The sequence below is a fragment of the Streptobacillus canis genome (genome assembly GCF_009733925.1).
Lineage (GTDB): Bacteria > Fusobacteriota > Fusobacteriia > Fusobacteriales > Leptotrichiaceae > Streptobacillus > Streptobacillus canis.
Window position 1 is genome coordinate 12951 of sequence record NZ_WOEI01000009.1, and the last position, 17484, is coordinate 30434.

At 25.9% G+C, this 17484-nt stretch carries 19 protein-coding genes and 1 pseudogene; 10 read left to right on the forward strand and 10 right to left on the reverse strand.

What is annotated here, in order from left to right:
• Both GM111_RS03545 and yajC read right to left on the reverse strand, forming a co-directional pair.
• Entirely contained in the window at nt 1-1068 is a 1068-nt protein-coding gene (locus GM111_RS03545; protein ID WP_156299499.1) for an N-acetylmuramoyl-L-alanine amidase family protein, read from the reverse strand.
• A 9-nt stretch (nt 1069-1077) separates the two neighbouring features.
• Nucleotides 1078-1338, reverse strand: coding sequence for a preprotein translocase subunit YajC (gene yajC / locus GM111_RS03550; RefSeq protein ID WP_156299500.1), 261 nt, complete (start codon nt 1336-1338; stop codon nt 1078-1080).
• A gap of 118 nt (nt 1339-1456) precedes the next feature.
• Here yajC and GM111_RS03555 point away from each other — a divergent pair, with 118 nt between their 5' ends.
• Nucleotides 1457-2110, forward strand: a complete 654-nt coding sequence (locus GM111_RS03555) for an N-glycosylase/DNA lyase (protein WP_156299501.1) — start codon at nt 1457-1459, stop codon at nt 2108-2110.
• Nucleotides 2111-2642: 532 nt separating this feature from the next.
• Here the strand turns inward: GM111_RS03555 and GM111_RS03560 are convergent.
• The gene (locus GM111_RS03560) at nt 2643-2969 is read right to left on the reverse strand and encodes a hypothetical protein (RefSeq protein WP_156299502.1); all 327 of its coding nucleotides are present in this window, start codon (nt 2967-2969) and stop codon (nt 2643-2645) included.
• Nucleotides 2970-3198: 229 nt separating this feature from the next.
• Here GM111_RS03560 and GM111_RS08565 point away from each other — a divergent pair.
• Nucleotides 3199-3609: pseudogene (locus GM111_RS08565) on the forward strand (IS110 family transposase); the annotation flags it as partial.
• Nucleotides 3610-3665: 56 nt separating this feature from the next.
• Here GM111_RS08565 and GM111_RS08385 read toward each other — a convergent pair.
• Nucleotides 3666-3839: a hypothetical protein gene (locus tag GM111_RS08385; protein ID WP_231479760.1), complete on the reverse strand. Its 174-nt coding sequence runs from the start codon at nt 3837-3839 to the stop codon at nt 3666-3668.
• Nucleotides 3840-3863: 24 nt separating this feature from the next.
• Here GM111_RS08385 and GM111_RS08570 point away from each other — a divergent pair, with 24 nt between their 5' ends.
• The gene (locus GM111_RS08570) at nt 3864-4007 is read left to right on the forward strand and encodes a transposase (protein ID WP_408022633.1); all 144 of its coding nucleotides are present in this window, start codon (nt 3864-3866) and stop codon (nt 4005-4007) included.
• A gap of 351 nt (nt 4008-4358) precedes the next feature.
• On the opposite strand, the gene GM111_RS03575 is transcribed toward GM111_RS08570, so the two are convergent.
• Nucleotides 4359-5978, reverse strand: coding sequence for an ABC-F family ATP-binding cassette domain-containing protein (locus GM111_RS03575; protein WP_156299503.1), 1620 nt, complete (start codon nt 5976-5978; stop codon nt 4359-4361).
• A 151-nt stretch (nt 5979-6129) separates the two neighbouring features.
• Between GM111_RS03575 and GM111_RS03580 the strand changes: the two genes are divergently transcribed.
• From GM111_RS03580 to GM111_RS03610, 7 genes are read left to right on the forward strand one after another with little or no spacing between them, the layout of a single operon-like run.
• On the forward strand, nt 6130-6666 hold the full coding sequence (locus GM111_RS03580; RefSeq protein WP_156299504.1) for an NUDIX hydrolase: 537 nt from the start codon (nt 6130-6132) through the stop codon (nt 6664-6666).
• Nucleotides 6656-8116 (forward strand): magnesium transporter, encoded by a 1461-nt coding sequence (mgtE, locus tag GM111_RS03585; protein WP_156299505.1) that lies wholly within the window; start codon nt 6656-6658, stop codon nt 8114-8116. The genes GM111_RS03580 and mgtE overlap by 11 nt, the downstream gene beginning before the upstream one ends.
• Before the next feature lie 8 nt (nt 8117-8124).
• Nucleotides 8125-8556 carry a hypothetical protein gene (locus tag GM111_RS03590; RefSeq protein WP_156299506.1) on the forward strand — a complete coding sequence of 144 codons (432 nt, stop codon included), beginning with the start codon at nt 8125-8127 and terminating at the stop codon, nt 8554-8556.
• On the forward strand, nt 8549-9220 hold the full coding sequence (locus GM111_RS03595) for a M48 family metallopeptidase (protein ID WP_156299507.1): 672 nt from the start codon (nt 8549-8551) through the stop codon (nt 9218-9220). Before GM111_RS03590 ends, GM111_RS03595 begins: the two co-directional genes overlap by 8 nt.
• 7 nt (nt 9221-9227) lie before the next feature.
• Complete coding sequence (locus GM111_RS03600; RefSeq protein ID WP_197034458.1) at nt 9228-10061, forward strand: prohibitin family protein; 834 nt, start codon at nt 9228-9230, stop codon at nt 10059-10061.
• A 13-nt stretch (nt 10062-10074) separates the two neighbouring features.
• Complete coding sequence (locus tag GM111_RS03605) at nt 10075-10578, forward strand: peptidylprolyl isomerase (protein WP_156299508.1); 504 nt, start codon at nt 10075-10077, stop codon at nt 10576-10578.
• A gap of 10 nt (nt 10579-10588) precedes the next feature.
• Entirely contained in the window at nt 10589-11620 is a 1032-nt protein-coding gene (locus tag GM111_RS03610) for a M42 family metallopeptidase (protein ID WP_156299509.1), read from the forward strand.
• A 22-nt stretch (nt 11621-11642) separates the two neighbouring features.
• Here the strand turns inward: GM111_RS03610 and GM111_RS03615 are convergent, their stop codons facing one another.
• The 5 genes from GM111_RS03615 to galU form a co-directional block, all read right to left on the reverse strand.
• Nucleotides 11643-12269 (reverse strand): deoxynucleoside kinase, encoded by a 627-nt coding sequence (locus GM111_RS03615; RefSeq protein WP_156299510.1) that lies wholly within the window; start codon nt 12267-12269, stop codon nt 11643-11645.
• A 121-nt stretch (nt 12270-12390) separates the two neighbouring features.
• On the reverse strand, nt 12391-13257 hold the full coding sequence (locus GM111_RS03620) for a tRNA 2-thiocytidine biosynthesis TtcA family protein (protein WP_156299511.1): 867 nt from the start codon (nt 13255-13257) through the stop codon (nt 12391-12393).
• A 42-nt stretch (nt 13258-13299) separates the two neighbouring features.
• Nucleotides 13300-14484: a bifunctional phosphopantothenoylcysteine decarboxylase/phosphopantothenate--cysteine ligase CoaBC gene (coaBC, locus tag GM111_RS03625; RefSeq protein WP_156299512.1), complete on the reverse strand. Its 1185-nt coding sequence runs from the start codon at nt 14482-14484 to the stop codon at nt 13300-13302.
• A 655-nt stretch (nt 14485-15139) separates the two neighbouring features.
• Nucleotides 15140-16594, reverse strand: coding sequence for an NAD(P)H-hydrate dehydratase (locus GM111_RS03630; protein ID WP_156299513.1), 1455 nt, complete (start codon nt 16592-16594; stop codon nt 15140-15142).
• A complete protein-coding gene (gene galU, locus GM111_RS03635) occupies nt 16591-17484 on the reverse strand; it encodes a UTP--glucose-1-phosphate uridylyltransferase GalU (protein ID WP_156299514.1) in 894 nt (297 codons plus the stop codon). Before galU ends, GM111_RS03630 begins: the two co-directional genes overlap by 4 nt.

Consider the following 17484-nt stretch of genomic DNA (forward strand, 5'->3'; position numbering starts at 1 on the left):
TTACTCCTCAAAATTCTCTCTAATTGCATCTGCAATAGCATTAACTGCAATCATTTGTCCAGTTTCACTTGCTAGTTTTACATTATCTGATTCATTTGTTATAAATCCAAGTTCTATTAAAATTGAAGCAGATTCACTACCACGAAGTACAGCAAAATTTGCTCCAAATATACCTCTTTTTCTAAAATTCATTTGTTTAGAGTAGTTATCTAAAATAACTCTTGCTAAATTAGCGCTTTTTTCTTTAGTTCTATTAATAAAAAAATCGCCAAGGATTTGATTAATGATACTTACTTTTTTTGCTTGAGCCTCATCATATTTTTCTTCAAGTTCTATTAATTTTGAAGTATATGGGTTAGTTTCTTTAGAAAAATAGAAGATTTCAGCACCATTTGCAGCTTCATTTGATGCAGCATTTAAATGTATACTTACAAATAAATCAGCAGAATTTTTATTACCAATTCTTGGTCTTTCACTTAAAGTTATGAAATTATCATCATTTCTTGTAAGTATAACTTTATGATCTCTTTTAAGATTTTTGGCTAATTTTAAAGTTACATCTAAAGCTATGTCTTTTTCTAATTTTCCATGACCTCTAGCTCCTGAATCATGACCACCATGTCCAGCATCTAAAACTATAACTAACTGTTTTTTTGTAAGTGGGCTTATTTTTTTGGGAACCTCAACTTTAGTTTGTTTTATTTTAATTTCATTGTCGGTATAAGTAATATTTGAATTAAATCCATATTGTGAATATGTATAGATTCCCGTAACATCTTTTGTTATTTCATCTATCATAATATATTTATAGAATTCATCATTAATATTAACTTGTTTTAGTACTTCTTCAGATATTTTTGTATTTTTAAGATTAAGTTCTGTAACATTGTAACTAATATTGTTAGATGTAATTTTAGTTTTATTAATTACTGGTTTTGTAATACTAGAGTCAAATCTAAGTATAAATTCCCCGTTTTGATATTTTACATCCTCCAATACGGCAGAGAAAGTTAAAGATGATACACATATACCTAGAAGAAGTAATGTTTTTTTTATTTTTTTAAACATAAAAACTCCTTAATTTATTATACGTGAAACAGCTCTTTTTGTTATTGTAAGTCTTGCATTTTGATCAACTTTAATTTCAACTGTTTCAGTATCTAATTTAGTAATAGTTCCAATTATACCTCCAACTGTCATTATTTTTTGACCTACTGTTAAACTATTCATCATTTCATTAAATTTATTTTTTTTCTTTGCATTACTATAATACATAATACCAGCAAATGGTAATAATATTACAGCATATATTGCTAAAATTGTTCCTGTAGAATTCATAATTTACTCCCTTCAAATTCATATATAAATTATAACATATAAAATTTTAAAAATCTATAAATAAATATATAGACAAATATTTGAATTTACTTTATTATATAAGAAAGGAAGGTGAATTATGAAAATTAATAAAGTTAAACAACAAGAAATTGATGAAATATATAAATCAGTATTAAATAGAATAGAAAAAGCAATAAAAGGTTATGAGAATACTATAAAATATAGTGAAAAAGATTATTTTGCAGAAATAGCTTTCTGTATTTTAACTCCACAAAGTAAAGCAAAAAATGCTTGGTCTGCAATTGAAAAATTAAAAGAAACAGATTTATTATATAAAGGAACAGCAGAAGAAATAGTAGAATATTTAAATGTGGTAAGATTTAAAAATAATAAAGCTAAATATCTAGTAGAATTAAGGGATTTAATGACTAGAAATGGAAAATTAGATAGTAAAAACATATTAGCAGAAATCGAAGGTGTAAAAGAAAAAAGAGATTGGATATTAACAAATGTAAAAGGGATGGGTTTAAAAGAAGCGGCACATGTATTAAGAAATTTAGGCTATGGTAGGTATTTAGCGATACTTGATAGACATGTGCTTAAAAACCTTAAAGAGTTAGGTGTAATTGAAGAAATTCCTAAAACTTTAACTCCAAAGAAATATTTTGAAATTGAAAGTTTGATGGAGGAATATTCAAAAAAAGTTAGTATACCAATGGATGCATTAGATCTTGTATTTTGGTATCAACAAGCAGGGGATGTGTTTAAATAAGTTAATCTTAAAGTAGAATATTTTAATAAATTAACAATTTATTCGCTTTTTATACTATAGTAAAAGTGAGGGCATATATATAAATGTTTTTAAATAACAAATTGATAAAAAAATATAGAATAAAAATATTTTTTTTGATAAAATATGTTAAGAAGTATTAAAATAAAGATATTTTAAAGATGGTAATAAAATGTAGATAAAGTGAGAAAAAATGTATAATAACGCATATTAATAAAATAACTAAATATATGTTATAAAAAAGATGGGGCTGTTGAAAAGTCCTAATTAATGAAAAGAGATAAAAAATATATGAAAATTCATATAAATTTTATCTCTTTTTTTTATTATATAGGAAATTATAATTCTAATAAGATGTGTATAATTTTATTGATTAATATAAAACACAACAACAGTTTATAAAAAATAAAATTAAAAGGAATTATCTAATTTTTTTAGATTAATCCCTTCTATTTTTTTGAGGAGACTATTGAGGAAGAAAAAAACTCTTACTTTTCAACAGCCCCAGTAATTTTTATTTACCAAATAAACCTTTAGCTGCATCTAGTAATGAATCTACATTTGCATTTTTTAATAATGAGCCTAATGCTTCTTCTAATTTAGCGGTTAAACCGCTTATAGCTTCTTCACCTAAGTATTGTTTAGCAAATTCTTTAATTTTATCTACATATGTAGTTAACTCTTCTTTTGTAATTTGGTTATCTTCAAATAATCCGTTTAATTTAGTAGTAAAATCACCTAAATTTGATTTAACTAAATCAAGCCCATTACTTAAATCTGCACCATTCACAACTTCTTTAATTTGTTCAAAATCTTTGTTAAAATCATCTAATGAATACATAATTTTCCTTGTACGATATAGTTAGTTCTTAAACTTTATCATACATCTCCTTTCTTTAGTTTTTTACATTTTAATATTATCAAGTATAATTTAAGTATAATTACTGAGTATAATTTATGAATTCTTATTGTTTTACTTTTTAAAGGAGAGTATTACCCCAGTATTATATCTATTTTTTATAGTTGGATAAGTTATCAAATTTTAATCTCATTACAAGTCTATTAGTATAATATTTGGTGTACACTATGCTTCTGTTATTAATTCTAGTAATGAAGTTATTGGTAAACCTTTTCTTGTAACTAATAATGCTTCTGGTTTTTCTAAACTAAAAGATGCTTTAAAAGATTACAATAAAGAAGAGGTTTTAATAGTTATTGAATCTACTTCTATTTATGGAAATAACCTTATTAAGTATTTCTATAATCTTGGATTTAAAATTACTATTTTAAATCCTATACTTACAAATAGATTAAGAAAAGCTTCTATACGTAATGCTAAAAACGATAAGATAGATTCTATCTCTATTGCTCAAACAGCATTACTTTGTGCTTATTCTTCATTTAAAGAACTTTCTAAATTTAGAAGAAATCTAAAAAAATCTATTGCTTCTTTAAAAACAAAGCTTACTTCTTATATTGATGAACCTTTCCCTGAATATATTAGCTTTTTTAATTCTGGTATTCATACTAAAACTTCTTATACAATACTTAAAGATAGCGCAAACCCTAATAGAATTAAAACCTTATCTATTAAGAAATTAACTACTATTCTTAACAAAAGTTCTAATGGTCGGTTTAAACAGTCTAAAGCTGTAGATTTAATAGAACTTGCTAAAAATTCTATAGGGAATTGCACTAGCTCTCTAGACACTCAAATTAAATTCTTATTTTAACTATACCCGGTATTTCTAACTCTAATGCCGCAATTATACTAGGTGAAATAGGTAATATTGATAAATTCGATAGTCCAGCTAAATTAGTTGCATATGCAGGTCTTGATTGTACAGTTAGACAATCTGGTAATTTTAATGCTCAATAATCTACTAGAATGTCTAAACGTGGACCAGCATTATTAAGATATGCTTTAATTAATGATGCTTGACAAATTTCACTTTTAAACAATACATTTGCAAAATATTATCAATTAAAAAGAAATCAAGGTAAAAAACATTACTCTGCTTTGGGTCATGTTGCTAAAAAGTTAATTCATGTTATATTTAAAATCCTTAAGGATAATGTTGCCTTTGATCCTGATTCTTTAGGATAATTGATATTGTTTAAAAAGCACATCATTTAGTGCTAATTTTGTTATGTCTAAAATTTGATAACCTATCCAACTATATTTTTATTAATTTATACTTGACAAATCATAGTTGGGCTCCTTTTATTTTTATCTATACAAATCATTGATTTGTTCTTGTAATTCTTCGTCTTCGATATATTCATCAAAGCTCATTTCTTTATATATTAAACCTTTAGGTGTAATTTCAATAATCTTATTTGCAACAGTTTCAATAAATTCATGATCATGTGTTGTAAATAATATAGTACCGTTAAATTTAGTTAAACCTTTATTTAATGAAGTAATTGATTCTAAGTCTAAATGGTCTGTAGGGTTGTCAAGAAGTAATACATTTGCACCTGATAACATCATTTTAGCTAACATACATCTAACTTTTTCTCCCCCAGAAAGTACTTTTGCTTCTTTTCTAGCTTCTTCACCAGAGAATAGCATACGGCCTAAAAATCCTCTAACATATTCTTCATGTTGATCTTTTGAAAATTGTCTTAACCAATCAATTAAAGATAAGTCAACATTTTCAAAATACTCAGAGTTATCTTTAGGGAAATAACTTTGAGTAGTAGTCATACCCCATTCATAAGTTCCGGTATCTGGTTCGATTTCTCCTGCAAGGATTTGGAATAGAGTTGTTTTAGCTATATCATTTCTTGAAAGAATAGCAACTTTATCATTTGTATTAATAGTAAAACTAATATTATCTAATACTAGTTCACCATCTATAGTTTTAGATAGGTTTTCAACTTTTAACATATTGTTTCCAGCTTCTCTTTCAGGTTTAAAATCAACATATGGGTACTTTCTATTAGATACTTGCATATCTTCTAATTGTAATTTTTCTAATTGTTTTTTTCTACTTGTTGCTTGTTTAGATTTTGATGCATTAGCAGAGAATCTAGCAATAAATTCTTGTAATTCTTTTCTTTTTTGTTCAACTTTTTTATTTTGGTTTCTTAATAATTCTTGCATTAATTGTGAAGACTCATACCAGAAGTTATAGTTTCCAACAAAAAGTTTAATTTTTCCATAATCAATGTCTGCAATGTGTGTACATACTTTATTTAAGAAGTGTCTATCATGAGATACTATTAATACAGTTGTACTTTCAAGATCCATTATAAAATTTTCAAGCCAGTTAACAGCTTTTAAATCAAGTCCGTTTGTAGGCTCATCAAGAAGTAATATATCTGGATTACCAAATAAGCTTTGAGCTAATAAGACTTTAACTTTTTCAGGTTCTGTTAATTCTTTCATAAGTTTATAGTGTAAATCAGGTGTTATACCTAATCCATTTAATAATTTTTCAGCATTAGTTTCAGCTTCCCAACCATCTAAATCAGCAAATTCACCTTCTAGTTCTGAAATTTTAATTCCATCTTCATCTGTAAATTCAGTCTTAGAGTATATTTCATTTCTTTCTTGCATTATTTGATAAAGTTTTTCATGGCCCATAATTACAACATCTAAAACCATGTTTTCTTCATAAGCAAAGTGGTCTTGTTTTAAAAATGATATTCTTTTATTTTTATCTATAATAATTTCACCATTTGTAGAGTCAACTTCACCAGTTAATACTCTAAGAAATGTAGATTTACCAGCACCATTAGCACCTATAATTCCATAACAATTTCCTTCTGTAAATTTTATATTTACATCCTCGAATAATTTTCTTCCTCCAAATTGGACAGTTAAATTACTTGTAGTTATCATATTACATCCTTTCAATTATATTTTCTTCTATATATTATAGCAAATTATATTGATTTTTTCAAATTTTAAATATACCCTAAAAAGGTTGCTTTTATTCGATTAATTATAGTATAATATTAGTATAATTTAATGAAAAAAAGAGGTGATTAAAATGGAAATACCAATAAAAGATGGTTTTAAATTTTTAAAGGGAGCAATTAAGTATCATCCTACAACCAATGTGCCATTAGAGTATATTGTAAAAGATGATGCAGTATGCCTGACATTGTTTGATGAGAACTTAGAAAAAGTTTTATTAGTAGAACAATATCGTCCAGGTGTTGATAAGGCTACTTTTGAAAATGTTGCAGGTATTATTGATCCAGGTGAATCTCCTTATTATGCTATAAATAGAGAATTGAAAGAAGAAACAGGATATAATCCTGAAGATGTATGTGACATGATAGAAATCAGAAATCCTATGTTAGTTGACCCATATATGACACAGTTTATATATTTTTATGCAGCTAGATTAAAATCAAATGATATATTACCAGGTAATACAGACTTTGATGAGGGAGAGGATATAAAATCACATTGGGTTAAAATAGATGAAATTGAGGAATATCTAATAGATATGAAAACATTATTAGCTGTAAAATATTTTTTACCTATCTTAAAAGAAATGAGGGTGAAAAATGAAAAATAATGTAGATATAGATAAATTAACACAAGAAGAAATTGATTTATTAAAACAAGAAATTAAGAATAGATTAGAACATGGTGAAGAAGAAGAATATTTTGAAGATGCGGATGATATAGATACAGAGGAAATAGCAGAAGATCTTCAAAATTTAGAATCTGAAGAAGAAGTTGAAGAATTTGTTGAAGAACACCATACAGTAGATATTGCTGATTCATTTTATGAAATAGAAGATGATTCAGAACTTTTAAGAGTATTTAAATTATTTAGTGAAGAAGCACAAATAGAAATATTTGAACAAGCAGATGAAGAACTACAAATTCGTATTTTAAATTTACTTGATTTAGAAGAATCAATTGATATTTTAACTTATTTACCACCAGATGATGTTGCCGATATTTTAGGTTCATTAGAATTAAGAAAAAGTAAAGAAATATTAGATAATATGAAAAGATCTGATGCAAATAAAATCAGATTGCTATTAGGTTATGCAGATGATACTGCAGGGGGGATAATGACCACTCAGTATATTGCATTTAAGAAAAACCTTAAAATTAAAGACATTATGGAAAAAATAAAAGTTATTGGTCCTAAAACAGAATATATAGAAACTATATTTGTATTAGATGAAGAGTCAAGATTATTTGGAGAAGCCGATTTACGTGATATTTTAATAGCATCAGATGATACAATTTTAGAAGAAATAACAGATGAAAATATTATTTATGTTGATCCATATTATGATCAAGAAAAAGTTGCACAAATAGTTTCTAGATATGGATTAAAAGTTGTTCCTGTAGTTAATAGAAAAGGTAATATGTTAGGAATAATTACGATAGATGACGTTATTGATGTAATTAATGAAGAAAATACAGAGGATATCTTGAAATTACACGGGGCAGGGGATGATGAGACTTTAGAAACAACATTAAAAGATAGTGTTTCAAAAAGACTGCCTTGGTTAGCGATTAATTTAGTAACAGCATTTTTAGCTTCATTTACAGTAGGATTATTTTCAGAGACAATAGATGCGGTTGTAGCACTTGCTGTTTCTATGCCTATAGTATCAGGAATGGGTGGAAATGCAGGAACTCAAAGTTTAGCTGTTACAATTAGATCGATTGCGCTTGACGAGAGCGATAGTGATGATAGTTGGAAAATATCTTTAAAATATATTGCTTTAGGATTTATAAATGGTATAGTTTTAGGAGTAATATGTGCGATTGCAATTTATTTCTTTTATAAGAGTTTTTATCTAAGCTTTGTAATATTTTTAGCGATGATTGGAAATTGTGTAATTGCATGTTTAGTTGGATATCTTATACCAGTTGGTCTAAAATTAGCAAAGATAGATCCAGCAATGGCTTCAGCAGTTGTATTAACAACAATTACAGACATTTGTGGATTTTTCTTATTCTTAGGTTTAGCAACAGTATTTTTAGATAAATTAGTATAGGAGAATAGATGGTAAGATTTTTAGTTGTATTTTTTTTAACAAGTATAGTAATTAGAATAACTAGAAAAATTATGCAAACTTATAATGATAAATTTGAAAAAGTAGTAGGAATAAATAATGAGCTTATTATTACAAAAAGAGATTTATTTACTATTAAAAATATTTATATTGATCTTTATGAAGTAAAAGATATTCTAGTAAATTCTCTTTCTTTTAATTCAACATCTGAAGGAGCTAGAATAAATAAGTTTAAAATTATTTTGTTAGTTGGAGATAAAAAATTATTTATTAATAAAAAAAATAATGTTTTAAAAATAATAAAAGCAATAAAACTTTTAGATGAAAGTCTATATTATAAAGTTTTAGATAAAACAGTATTTGTTTTTGATCCAATAAGATATACTCTTGAAAAAGAGATGGAGGATATAAAAGTTGATTGAGAAAATACTTGGTTATGAAGTAGAAAGAAAAAAAGTAAAAAACATTAATTTAAGGGTAAGAAGTGATTTAAGTATATATATATCTGCACCATTAAATATTGATAATTATTATATAGAGCAGTTTATATTATCAAAAAAAGATTGGATAGATAAGAATATACAGAAGTTTAAAGTATATAAAGAGAATGTTCAAGAAGAAACTTTTGAAGATTCTACTAAGATAAAATTTTTAGGGAAATATTTTAGTTTAAATATTATTGAAAATACTTATGATAATGTAAATATTTCAGAAGATAGAATTATTATAAATACTAAAAATAACGAATTTAATTATAAAAAGAAGCTTATAGAACAATTTTATTATAAAGAAGCAGAAAAACTTTTTAAACAGAGAATAGAAATTTATTTATCAGTTATGAATGAAAAAATTGATAGATTAATAATAAAGACTATTAAAGGAAAGTGGGGTTATTGTAAGCCAACTGAGAAAATAATAGCGTTAAATACAAATTTAATAAAACGTTCATTATTTGAAATTGATTATGTTATAATACATGAGTTGGCACATCTAAAGCATCCAAATCATAGTGTAAATTTTTATAGGCACATTGAAAAATATATGAAAAATTATAAGGATGCGGAAACAAAATTAAAATACAGGTAGGTGTAATATGAATTCAATAAATAATTATAAACCAAGTTATAAGAGTATTTCAGCTGGTATCATAGCTGTATTGGCGATTGTTTCAATTGTATTAAGCTGTTATACTGTAAATACAGGGGAGGTAGCAGTTATTTCTACTTTTGGTAAAGTAAATAAAATCGAGGGTGAAGGACTTAATTTTAAAATACCTTTTATACAGTCAAAAGATATGTTGGAGATTAGGGAAAGAATTTATGATTTTACAAAAGAAAATGGAGAAGATTTATCTTTAAATGTTTCAACAAAAGATATACAAACTGTAAATATTGAACTAAATGTTCAAGCAAGTATTTCTGATCCTGAAAAATTATATAAAGCTTTTCGTGGAAATCATGAATCTAGATTCATAAGACCTAGAGTAAGAGAAATAGTACAAGCCACAATATCTAAATATACAATTGAGGAATTTGTTTCGAAAAGAACAGAAATTTCAAGATTAATATTTGAAGACTTAAAAGATGATTTTGAAACTTATGGTCTAAATGTATCTAATATTTCTATTGTTAATCATGACTTTTCTGATGAATATGAAAAAGCAATTGAACAGAAGAAAGTAGCAGAACAAGCAGTAGAAAAAGCAAAAGCAGAACAAGAAAAATTATCTGTTGAAGCAGAAAATAGAGTAAAATTAGCTGAGTATAATTTAAAAGAAAAAGAATTACAAGCAAAGGCGAATCAAATTGAAAGTAATTCGTTAAGTAAACAATTATTACAAAAAATGGCAATTGAAAAATGGAATGGAGAATTACCTAAAGTTCAAGATGGTTCTTCTTCAATTTTAATAAATGATGTTATAAGATAGAAAGAGGTAAAATATGAAAGTAAAAATGACGACAAACAAAGGGATAATTAATTTGAATTTATTTGAAGATGCGGCACCAGTAACAGTTGCTAATTTCGTTAATTTAATTAGTAGAGGATATTATGATGGTTTAAAATTTCATAGAGTAATTGAAGATTTTATGGCGCAAGGTGGAGATCCTACAGGAACTGGAATGGGTGGTCCTGGGTATGCATTTGGTGATGAATTCTTTAATGGATATGTATTTGATAAACCTGGATATTTAGCAATGGCTAATGCAGGGCCAAATACAAATGGGTCTCAATTTTTTATAACTACAGTAATAACAGGATGGTTAAATAATAATCACACAATATTTGGTGAAGTAGAATCTGAAGCTGATTTAAAAGTTGTAAAAGAATTAGTTACTGGAGATATAATGGAAAAAGTTGAAATAACAGAAACAAACGAAGAGTATTTAAAAGAAGTAGAACATGTAATTGCTGAATTTAACAAAGCTTTAGATAAAAATAAATAGGAGAAAAAGAATGAATACATTAGATTATTTATTAAAATTAACTAGCATTCCTTCGCCAACAGGTTATACAAAAAATATAATGAAATTTGTTTATGATGAAATAAAAAGTTTTGGTTTATTTCCTCAATATACAAATAAAGGGGCTGTAATGGTTACTTTAAAAGGTATTGATGATGAGAAACATCGTATTGTAACAGCTCATTTAGATACCTTAGGTGCAATGGTGAGAGCAATTAAACCAAACGGTCGCCTTAAAATAGATTTAATTGGAGGTTTTACATTTAATTCTATAGAAGGAGAAAATTGTAAAATTCATGTTTCAAAAAATGAAAAAGCTATTGATGGAACTATATTAATGCATCAAACTAGTGTTCATGTATATAAAAATGCAGGAACTATTGAAAGAAATCAAACTAATATTGAGGTAAGAATTGATGAAAAAGTAACTAGTGAAAAAGAAACTAGAGATTTAGGTATAGAAGTAGGAGATTTTATTTCTTTTGATCCAAGAACTGTAGTTACAGACAGTGGGTTCATTAAGAGTAGACATTTAGATGATAAAATAAGTGCTGCAATAATGCTAAATTTACTTAAAGATTATTCTGAAAATAAAATAATTTTACCTAATACAACACATTTTTACTTCAGTAATAATGAAGAAATTGGCTATGGAGCAAATTCGAGTATACCAGAAAATGTTGTTGAATATTTAGCAATTGATATGGGAGCTATGGGTGATGATCAACAAACAGATGAATATACTGTTTCAATTTGTGTGAAAGATGCTTCAGGTCCATATCATTATGAATTACGTCAACATTTGGTTAATTTATCAGAAAAAAATAATATTGGTTATAAATTAGATATATATCCATATTATGGAAGTGATGCTTCAAGTGCAATGAGAGCAGGAATTGATGTTAGACATGCTTTAATAGGTGCTGGTGTTGAATCTTCACATTCTTATGAAAGAAGTCACATAGATTCAGTAAAAGCAACTGAAAAATTAGTAGATGTTTATTTAAAAAGTAATTTAATATAAAAAGCTATTCATATGAATAGCTTTATTTTATATTATTTTCAAGTTTTGATAATTTTTCATCAATTAAACTTAAAATATATTCTCTATCTTTTTCATTGTTAACAAAATCGATTTCATCTACATTTATAGTTATTATTTCAGATATATTATAATTTTTAAAATATTCTCTATAATGTCTATCTAAACTTTCCCAATAGTCTCTAGGAACGATTTGCTCGTAATCTCTACCTCTTTTTTTAATCTTAGCTAAAGCAGATTCTACAGAAGTTTCTAAATAGATCATCAATGCTGGTTTTTCAACATGTTCTAACATATTAAAAAGTAATTCTTCATATAATTCAAATTCTTCTTGTGTCATGTCTCCATCTTCAACAAGCATTTTAGAGAAGATTACATCTCCATAAATAGATCTATCCATAACACATCTACCTAATTTTGACGCATTCTTTATCATTTGGAATCTTTTATTTAAGAAAAATATTTGTAATGGGAAAGACCATCTTTTTCTATCATAATAATACTTATCTAGAATAGGATTATTTACAACAGGTTCTTCATACAATATAGAATCATATTTCTCTGCTAATATTTTTCCTAAAGAAGATTTTCCAACACCAACAACTCCATCAACACAAATTATTCCTTTCATTACACTCTCCTTAATTTTTATATTTTTAAAATAATCTTCATAATAACTTTTATGCATTACATTAATACTCCTATTTAAATATTTCAATAAATTATACCATGAGAATATGATATAAACAATCTTATTTTTTTATTAATTCATAATCATCAAGATAAGAGAAGTGTTTACTTTTATATTTAAAACCTAAGATTTTTTCAATATTTACATTGAAAGTAGAAGAGAGAATTTTCTTTTTAATATTTGGGTTAAATCTAGATAAATTCTCAATAAGTTCTTTAGTTTCACGTCTTTTACTTGAAGTTTTTTCAGCAGCAACTGTACAGCCGCAATTCATAGCTTGAATACCATTATTTTTTACAAATTTTATGATATTTTTTTCCTCAACGTAGAATAGAGGTCTAATCAGCTCTATATTAAAATTATCGGACCTTAATTTTGGTAACATAGTTTCATATTTACCCATATAAAACATAGACATTAGAGTAGTTTCAATTACATCATCTAAATGATGACCTAAGGCAAGTTTATTACAGCCAAGTTCTGTAGCTTTGTTATAAAGAGACCCACGACGCATTTTAGCACACATATAACAAGGATAATCCTTAGCAATTTTACCAGCAACTTCAAATATATTATCATTATATATATGACAAGGGATATTTAAGTGGTCAAGGTTAAATTTTAAATTATCTAGGTTACGTTGATTAAATCCAGGGTTCATAGCAATAAAAACTAAATCAAATTTTGTATTTGAAGCTCTTTGTAATTCTTGAAATAGTTTTGCTAATAATAATGAATCTTTACCTCCTGATATTGCAACAGCAATTTTATCATTTTCATTGACCAATTCAAAATCTTTTAAAGCTTTAATAAAAGGAGACCATAAATATTCTCTATATTTTTTTTGTATACTTTTTTCAATTATATCTAAAGGTTGTATTGGAACTTCTGGGAGTATAATAGGGCAGTTTGTATTTCCTAAAGACATTTTCATCTCCTTTCTATTTATACATAAGGTATATTATCGGACTCATATTAAAATTTTATCCAAGATTTCTTTTGCAACATTATCTTTAGTATTTTTATCAATATCAATTATATTTTCATTTTTATCAAATATTATAACTTTATTATTTTCTGAATTAAATCCAATTGTATTATCAGATATGTCATTTAAAATTATATAATCTAAATTTTTATTCTTAAGTTTTTGTTTTGCATTTTCATAAATGTTATTGCTTTCAGCTGCAAAACCAATTAAGGTAAATGTTCTTGGTTTAATTTCTGATAAATCTTTTAAAATATCTGGATTTAAATCTAAATCAATTTTTAGTTCTGTTAATTGATTTTTCTTTATTTTATTTTCTGAATAATTTTTTACTTTGAAATCAGATACAGCTGCAACCATAAAAATATAATCGTTAAATTTACTTTCAGTTAAAACAACATCATGCATTTCTTTTGCACTTTTTACATAAATTACTTTATCAATACCTTTTGGAACATCTAATTCGGGTTTTGTGCTCACTAGTGTAACATTTGCACCTTTTAATGATGCTTGTTTAGCTATAGCGTAGCCCATTTTACCACTTGATTTATTAGATATATATCTAACTGGATCTATTGGCTCTAGTGTCCCACCAGCTGTAATTAATATGTTTTTATTAAGTAATTCACTTGATCTTTCAATTTCAAAAACAATTTCATTAAAAATTTCATCTATTTGTGGTAATTTGCCGATTCCATTATCTCCACAAGCTAATAATCCAGTTGCAGGGTTAAAAATTCTATATCCATAATTATTTAATTTGTTTAAATTGTCTTGCAATATTGGATTTAGATACATATTTGTATTCATTGCAGGGAAAAACATAACCTTTTTTGAGTTACATGCAGCAATAAATGTTGTTAAAAAATCATCAGCTATCCCTGATGAAACTTTACCAATAAGATTATAGGTTGCTGGAACTATGCATACTAAGTCAGCTTTTTTGGATAACTCTATATGAGTTACCTTGATATCATCTTTGTCAAATATTTCGGTATAAACCTTATTCCCGGTTATTGTCTGAAATAATAATGGTGAAATAAGTTTTGTAGCATTTTCAGTCATTATTACAGTTATATTATAATTTTGTTTTTTTAGTTTAGAACATAAATCTAGAGCTTTATAGCAAGCAATACCAGAAGTTACACCAATAACAATATTTTTCATTTAATCACCTCTTTTAAATTAATTATACAATAATAAACAGACAAATTCAATATAAGTTTATTTTTTACAATTCACACACAAAACACTTACTCACAAAACTTATTATTTAAGTCACAAAACTTACATTTCAATAAAAAGAAACAAGATTTAATAATGCACTTAAAAAAAATACATCAATATAATTAGTCACAATATCGCCGATTATTCACATTGTACAATACAGTTTAACTTTATTTGTAAAAAATGTATAACACAAAAAGTTTGATGTTATATATTTAGAACAAATATAGCAAAAACGTGATTTTATCAGCTGTTGGTAATGTTCCAAATACACAACACCCAAATAAAAAAAGTTCCTTCTCTTTTTAGAAAGAACTTTAAAACTATTTGGAGCTTTGATCCTTTTATGTGTCCTAATTGTAATATTTATCTTGAAGCTTATGAACTTTTTGTTTCCTCTGCTATTGGCCGACCTATTCATAAATTCTATAACCCTAATGGCCTATTATTTAAATAGGTATTTTTGTATTACTTAAATTTACTTATTAATTTTCTATAAACTGTGGTTTCTTTTTATATTAATCAATAAAATTATATACATCTTATTAGAATTCTAATTTCCTATATAATAAAAAAAATAACACCTGTTAAAGTGTTATTTAAATAATTCTTTCATATACTTACTTATATTTTTAATTATATCACTTGGATTTATTATGTATTGTTCTTCTTGTAATTTATCTGCTATATATCCATGTAAATATGTTGCTATAATTGCTGCATTCATTACTCCATAGCCTTGTGAATTTATTGATGAAATCATACCTGTTAGTACATCACCCATTCCTGCATTTGCCATATATGGATTTCCAGTATCAATTATGTATACTTCTCTTCCATTAGTTATATATGTATTCTTACCTTTCAATAATAATGTTACTCTGTTTTGCTTTGAATATTCTAGTATTGTTTCAATTGGCTCTTTTATTATTGTATTCAAATCAATTTTACTTATTCTTGAAAATTCTCCTATATGGGGTGTAATTATTGTTTTCTCTGGATCATTAAAATTGATAACATTATTTAACGCACCTGCATCAATAACAAAAAATTTATCATCTTTATATTCTTCAATTATATTATATATATATTCATTGAATTCCATTCCAGGTCCAATTGCTATTGTAGTTGCTTTTTCAAGATTGTTGATATTCTTTTCAAATATAATTTCTGGAATATTTCTTGTAATTTCCTCTATCTTATCGTAGTCCGATAACAAATATGTATAACCACTACCGCATTTTACTGAAGCTTGTGTTGCTAGTTCTGCAGCACCAAAATACTTTTTAGATCCAGAAATAATAAATGTTTTACCATATGTAGTTTTATTATCTTCTTCTCTTCTTTTTAATTCCATTTTTTTTATATCAGCCTTTTCGACTAGATAGGTTGTTGAAAATTTTTTTAGTTCTTCATTTGGAATAACAATATTTTTAATTACTTCAATTTCTCCTGTATTAATTTTACAATTATAATTTAAGAATCCTTGTTTATATGTCATTATACTTAATGTTTTATCAGCTTCAATACATGCACCATATGTATTACCATATTTTGAGTCTAGTCCAGATGGTATATCTATACTATATACTTTATATTGTGATAATATTTTATACTTATTTATTTTATAAATAATATCTTTAATATTTTTTGATAATTCTCTATTTAAACCTATACCAAAGATTGCATCAATAACAACTTCAGATCTTTGTAAATAAAAATCTAATTTTTCAATATTATCAATTATTTGTATACCTATTTTTTCACATCTAATGATATTTTTTTTACATTCTTCACTATAAAAATCGTTATTTATTTTAAAAACAATAACTTCTTTATTATTTGTATGTAATTGTCTTGCAAGAGCATATCCATCTCCTCCATTATTGCCAAAGCCTGCGATTATCAAATAAGTATCAAAATTTTTATCTATACTCTCATATAACTTAAAAACAACATTTTCCATTAGTACATCTTTACTAATTTCACATTGATTTTCAATGTATTCATCAATTTGTTTAGTTGTAATATTATCACCAACAATTATCATAATTCTACCTTTAAATCTTTCAAGTATTCTTTTATTCTATCTTTAAGTTCTGGATGTCTAAGTCCGAATTCTACAGTAGCTTTAAACATTCCAAATTTATCACCTGTATCATATCTTAAACCATCAAATTCATATGAATAAAGTTTTGATTCATTATTTTTAGCCATATTAAGTATTGCAGGTGTTAACTGTATCTCAAAGTCTACAGGTTTTTCTTGCTTAAGATATTTAAAGATTTGAGGTTCTAGGATATATCTACCTAATGCAGCAAATTCACTTGGAGCATCTTCTATATTTGGTTTTTCAACGAAATTTTCAATTTCATAAATTCTTTCATCAATCCTGTTTCCTTGTTTTATAATACCATATTTATTTAGATCTTTTTTAGGTACTTTTTGAACTCCAACTATACTTCCTCCACCGTTTTTCTCATATGCATCAATCAATTGTTTAGATACGGGAATTTCACCTTTTTCCTTATCTGTGTAAATGATATCATCACCTAATAAGATTAAGAATGGCTCATTTGCTACAAATGATTCTGCACATGATATAGCGTGCCCTAATCCTAAAGGTAATTTTTGTCTTACATAATACATATTTACCATTTTAGATATATTTTGGACTTCATTAAATAGTTCTTCTTTACCTTTCTCTTTTAAGATTGCTTCTAATTCATAAGAATAATCAAAATGATTTTCAATTGATTGTTTATTTCTACCTGTTATAATTAATATTTCCTGTATACCACTTTCTATTAATTCTTCTACAAGATATTGTAATGCTGGTTTATCAACAATACTAAGCATTTCCTTTGGCTGTGCTTTTGTTGCTGGTAAAACTCTTGTACCAAGTCCCGCTGCAGGGATAATTGCTTTACGAATTTTCAT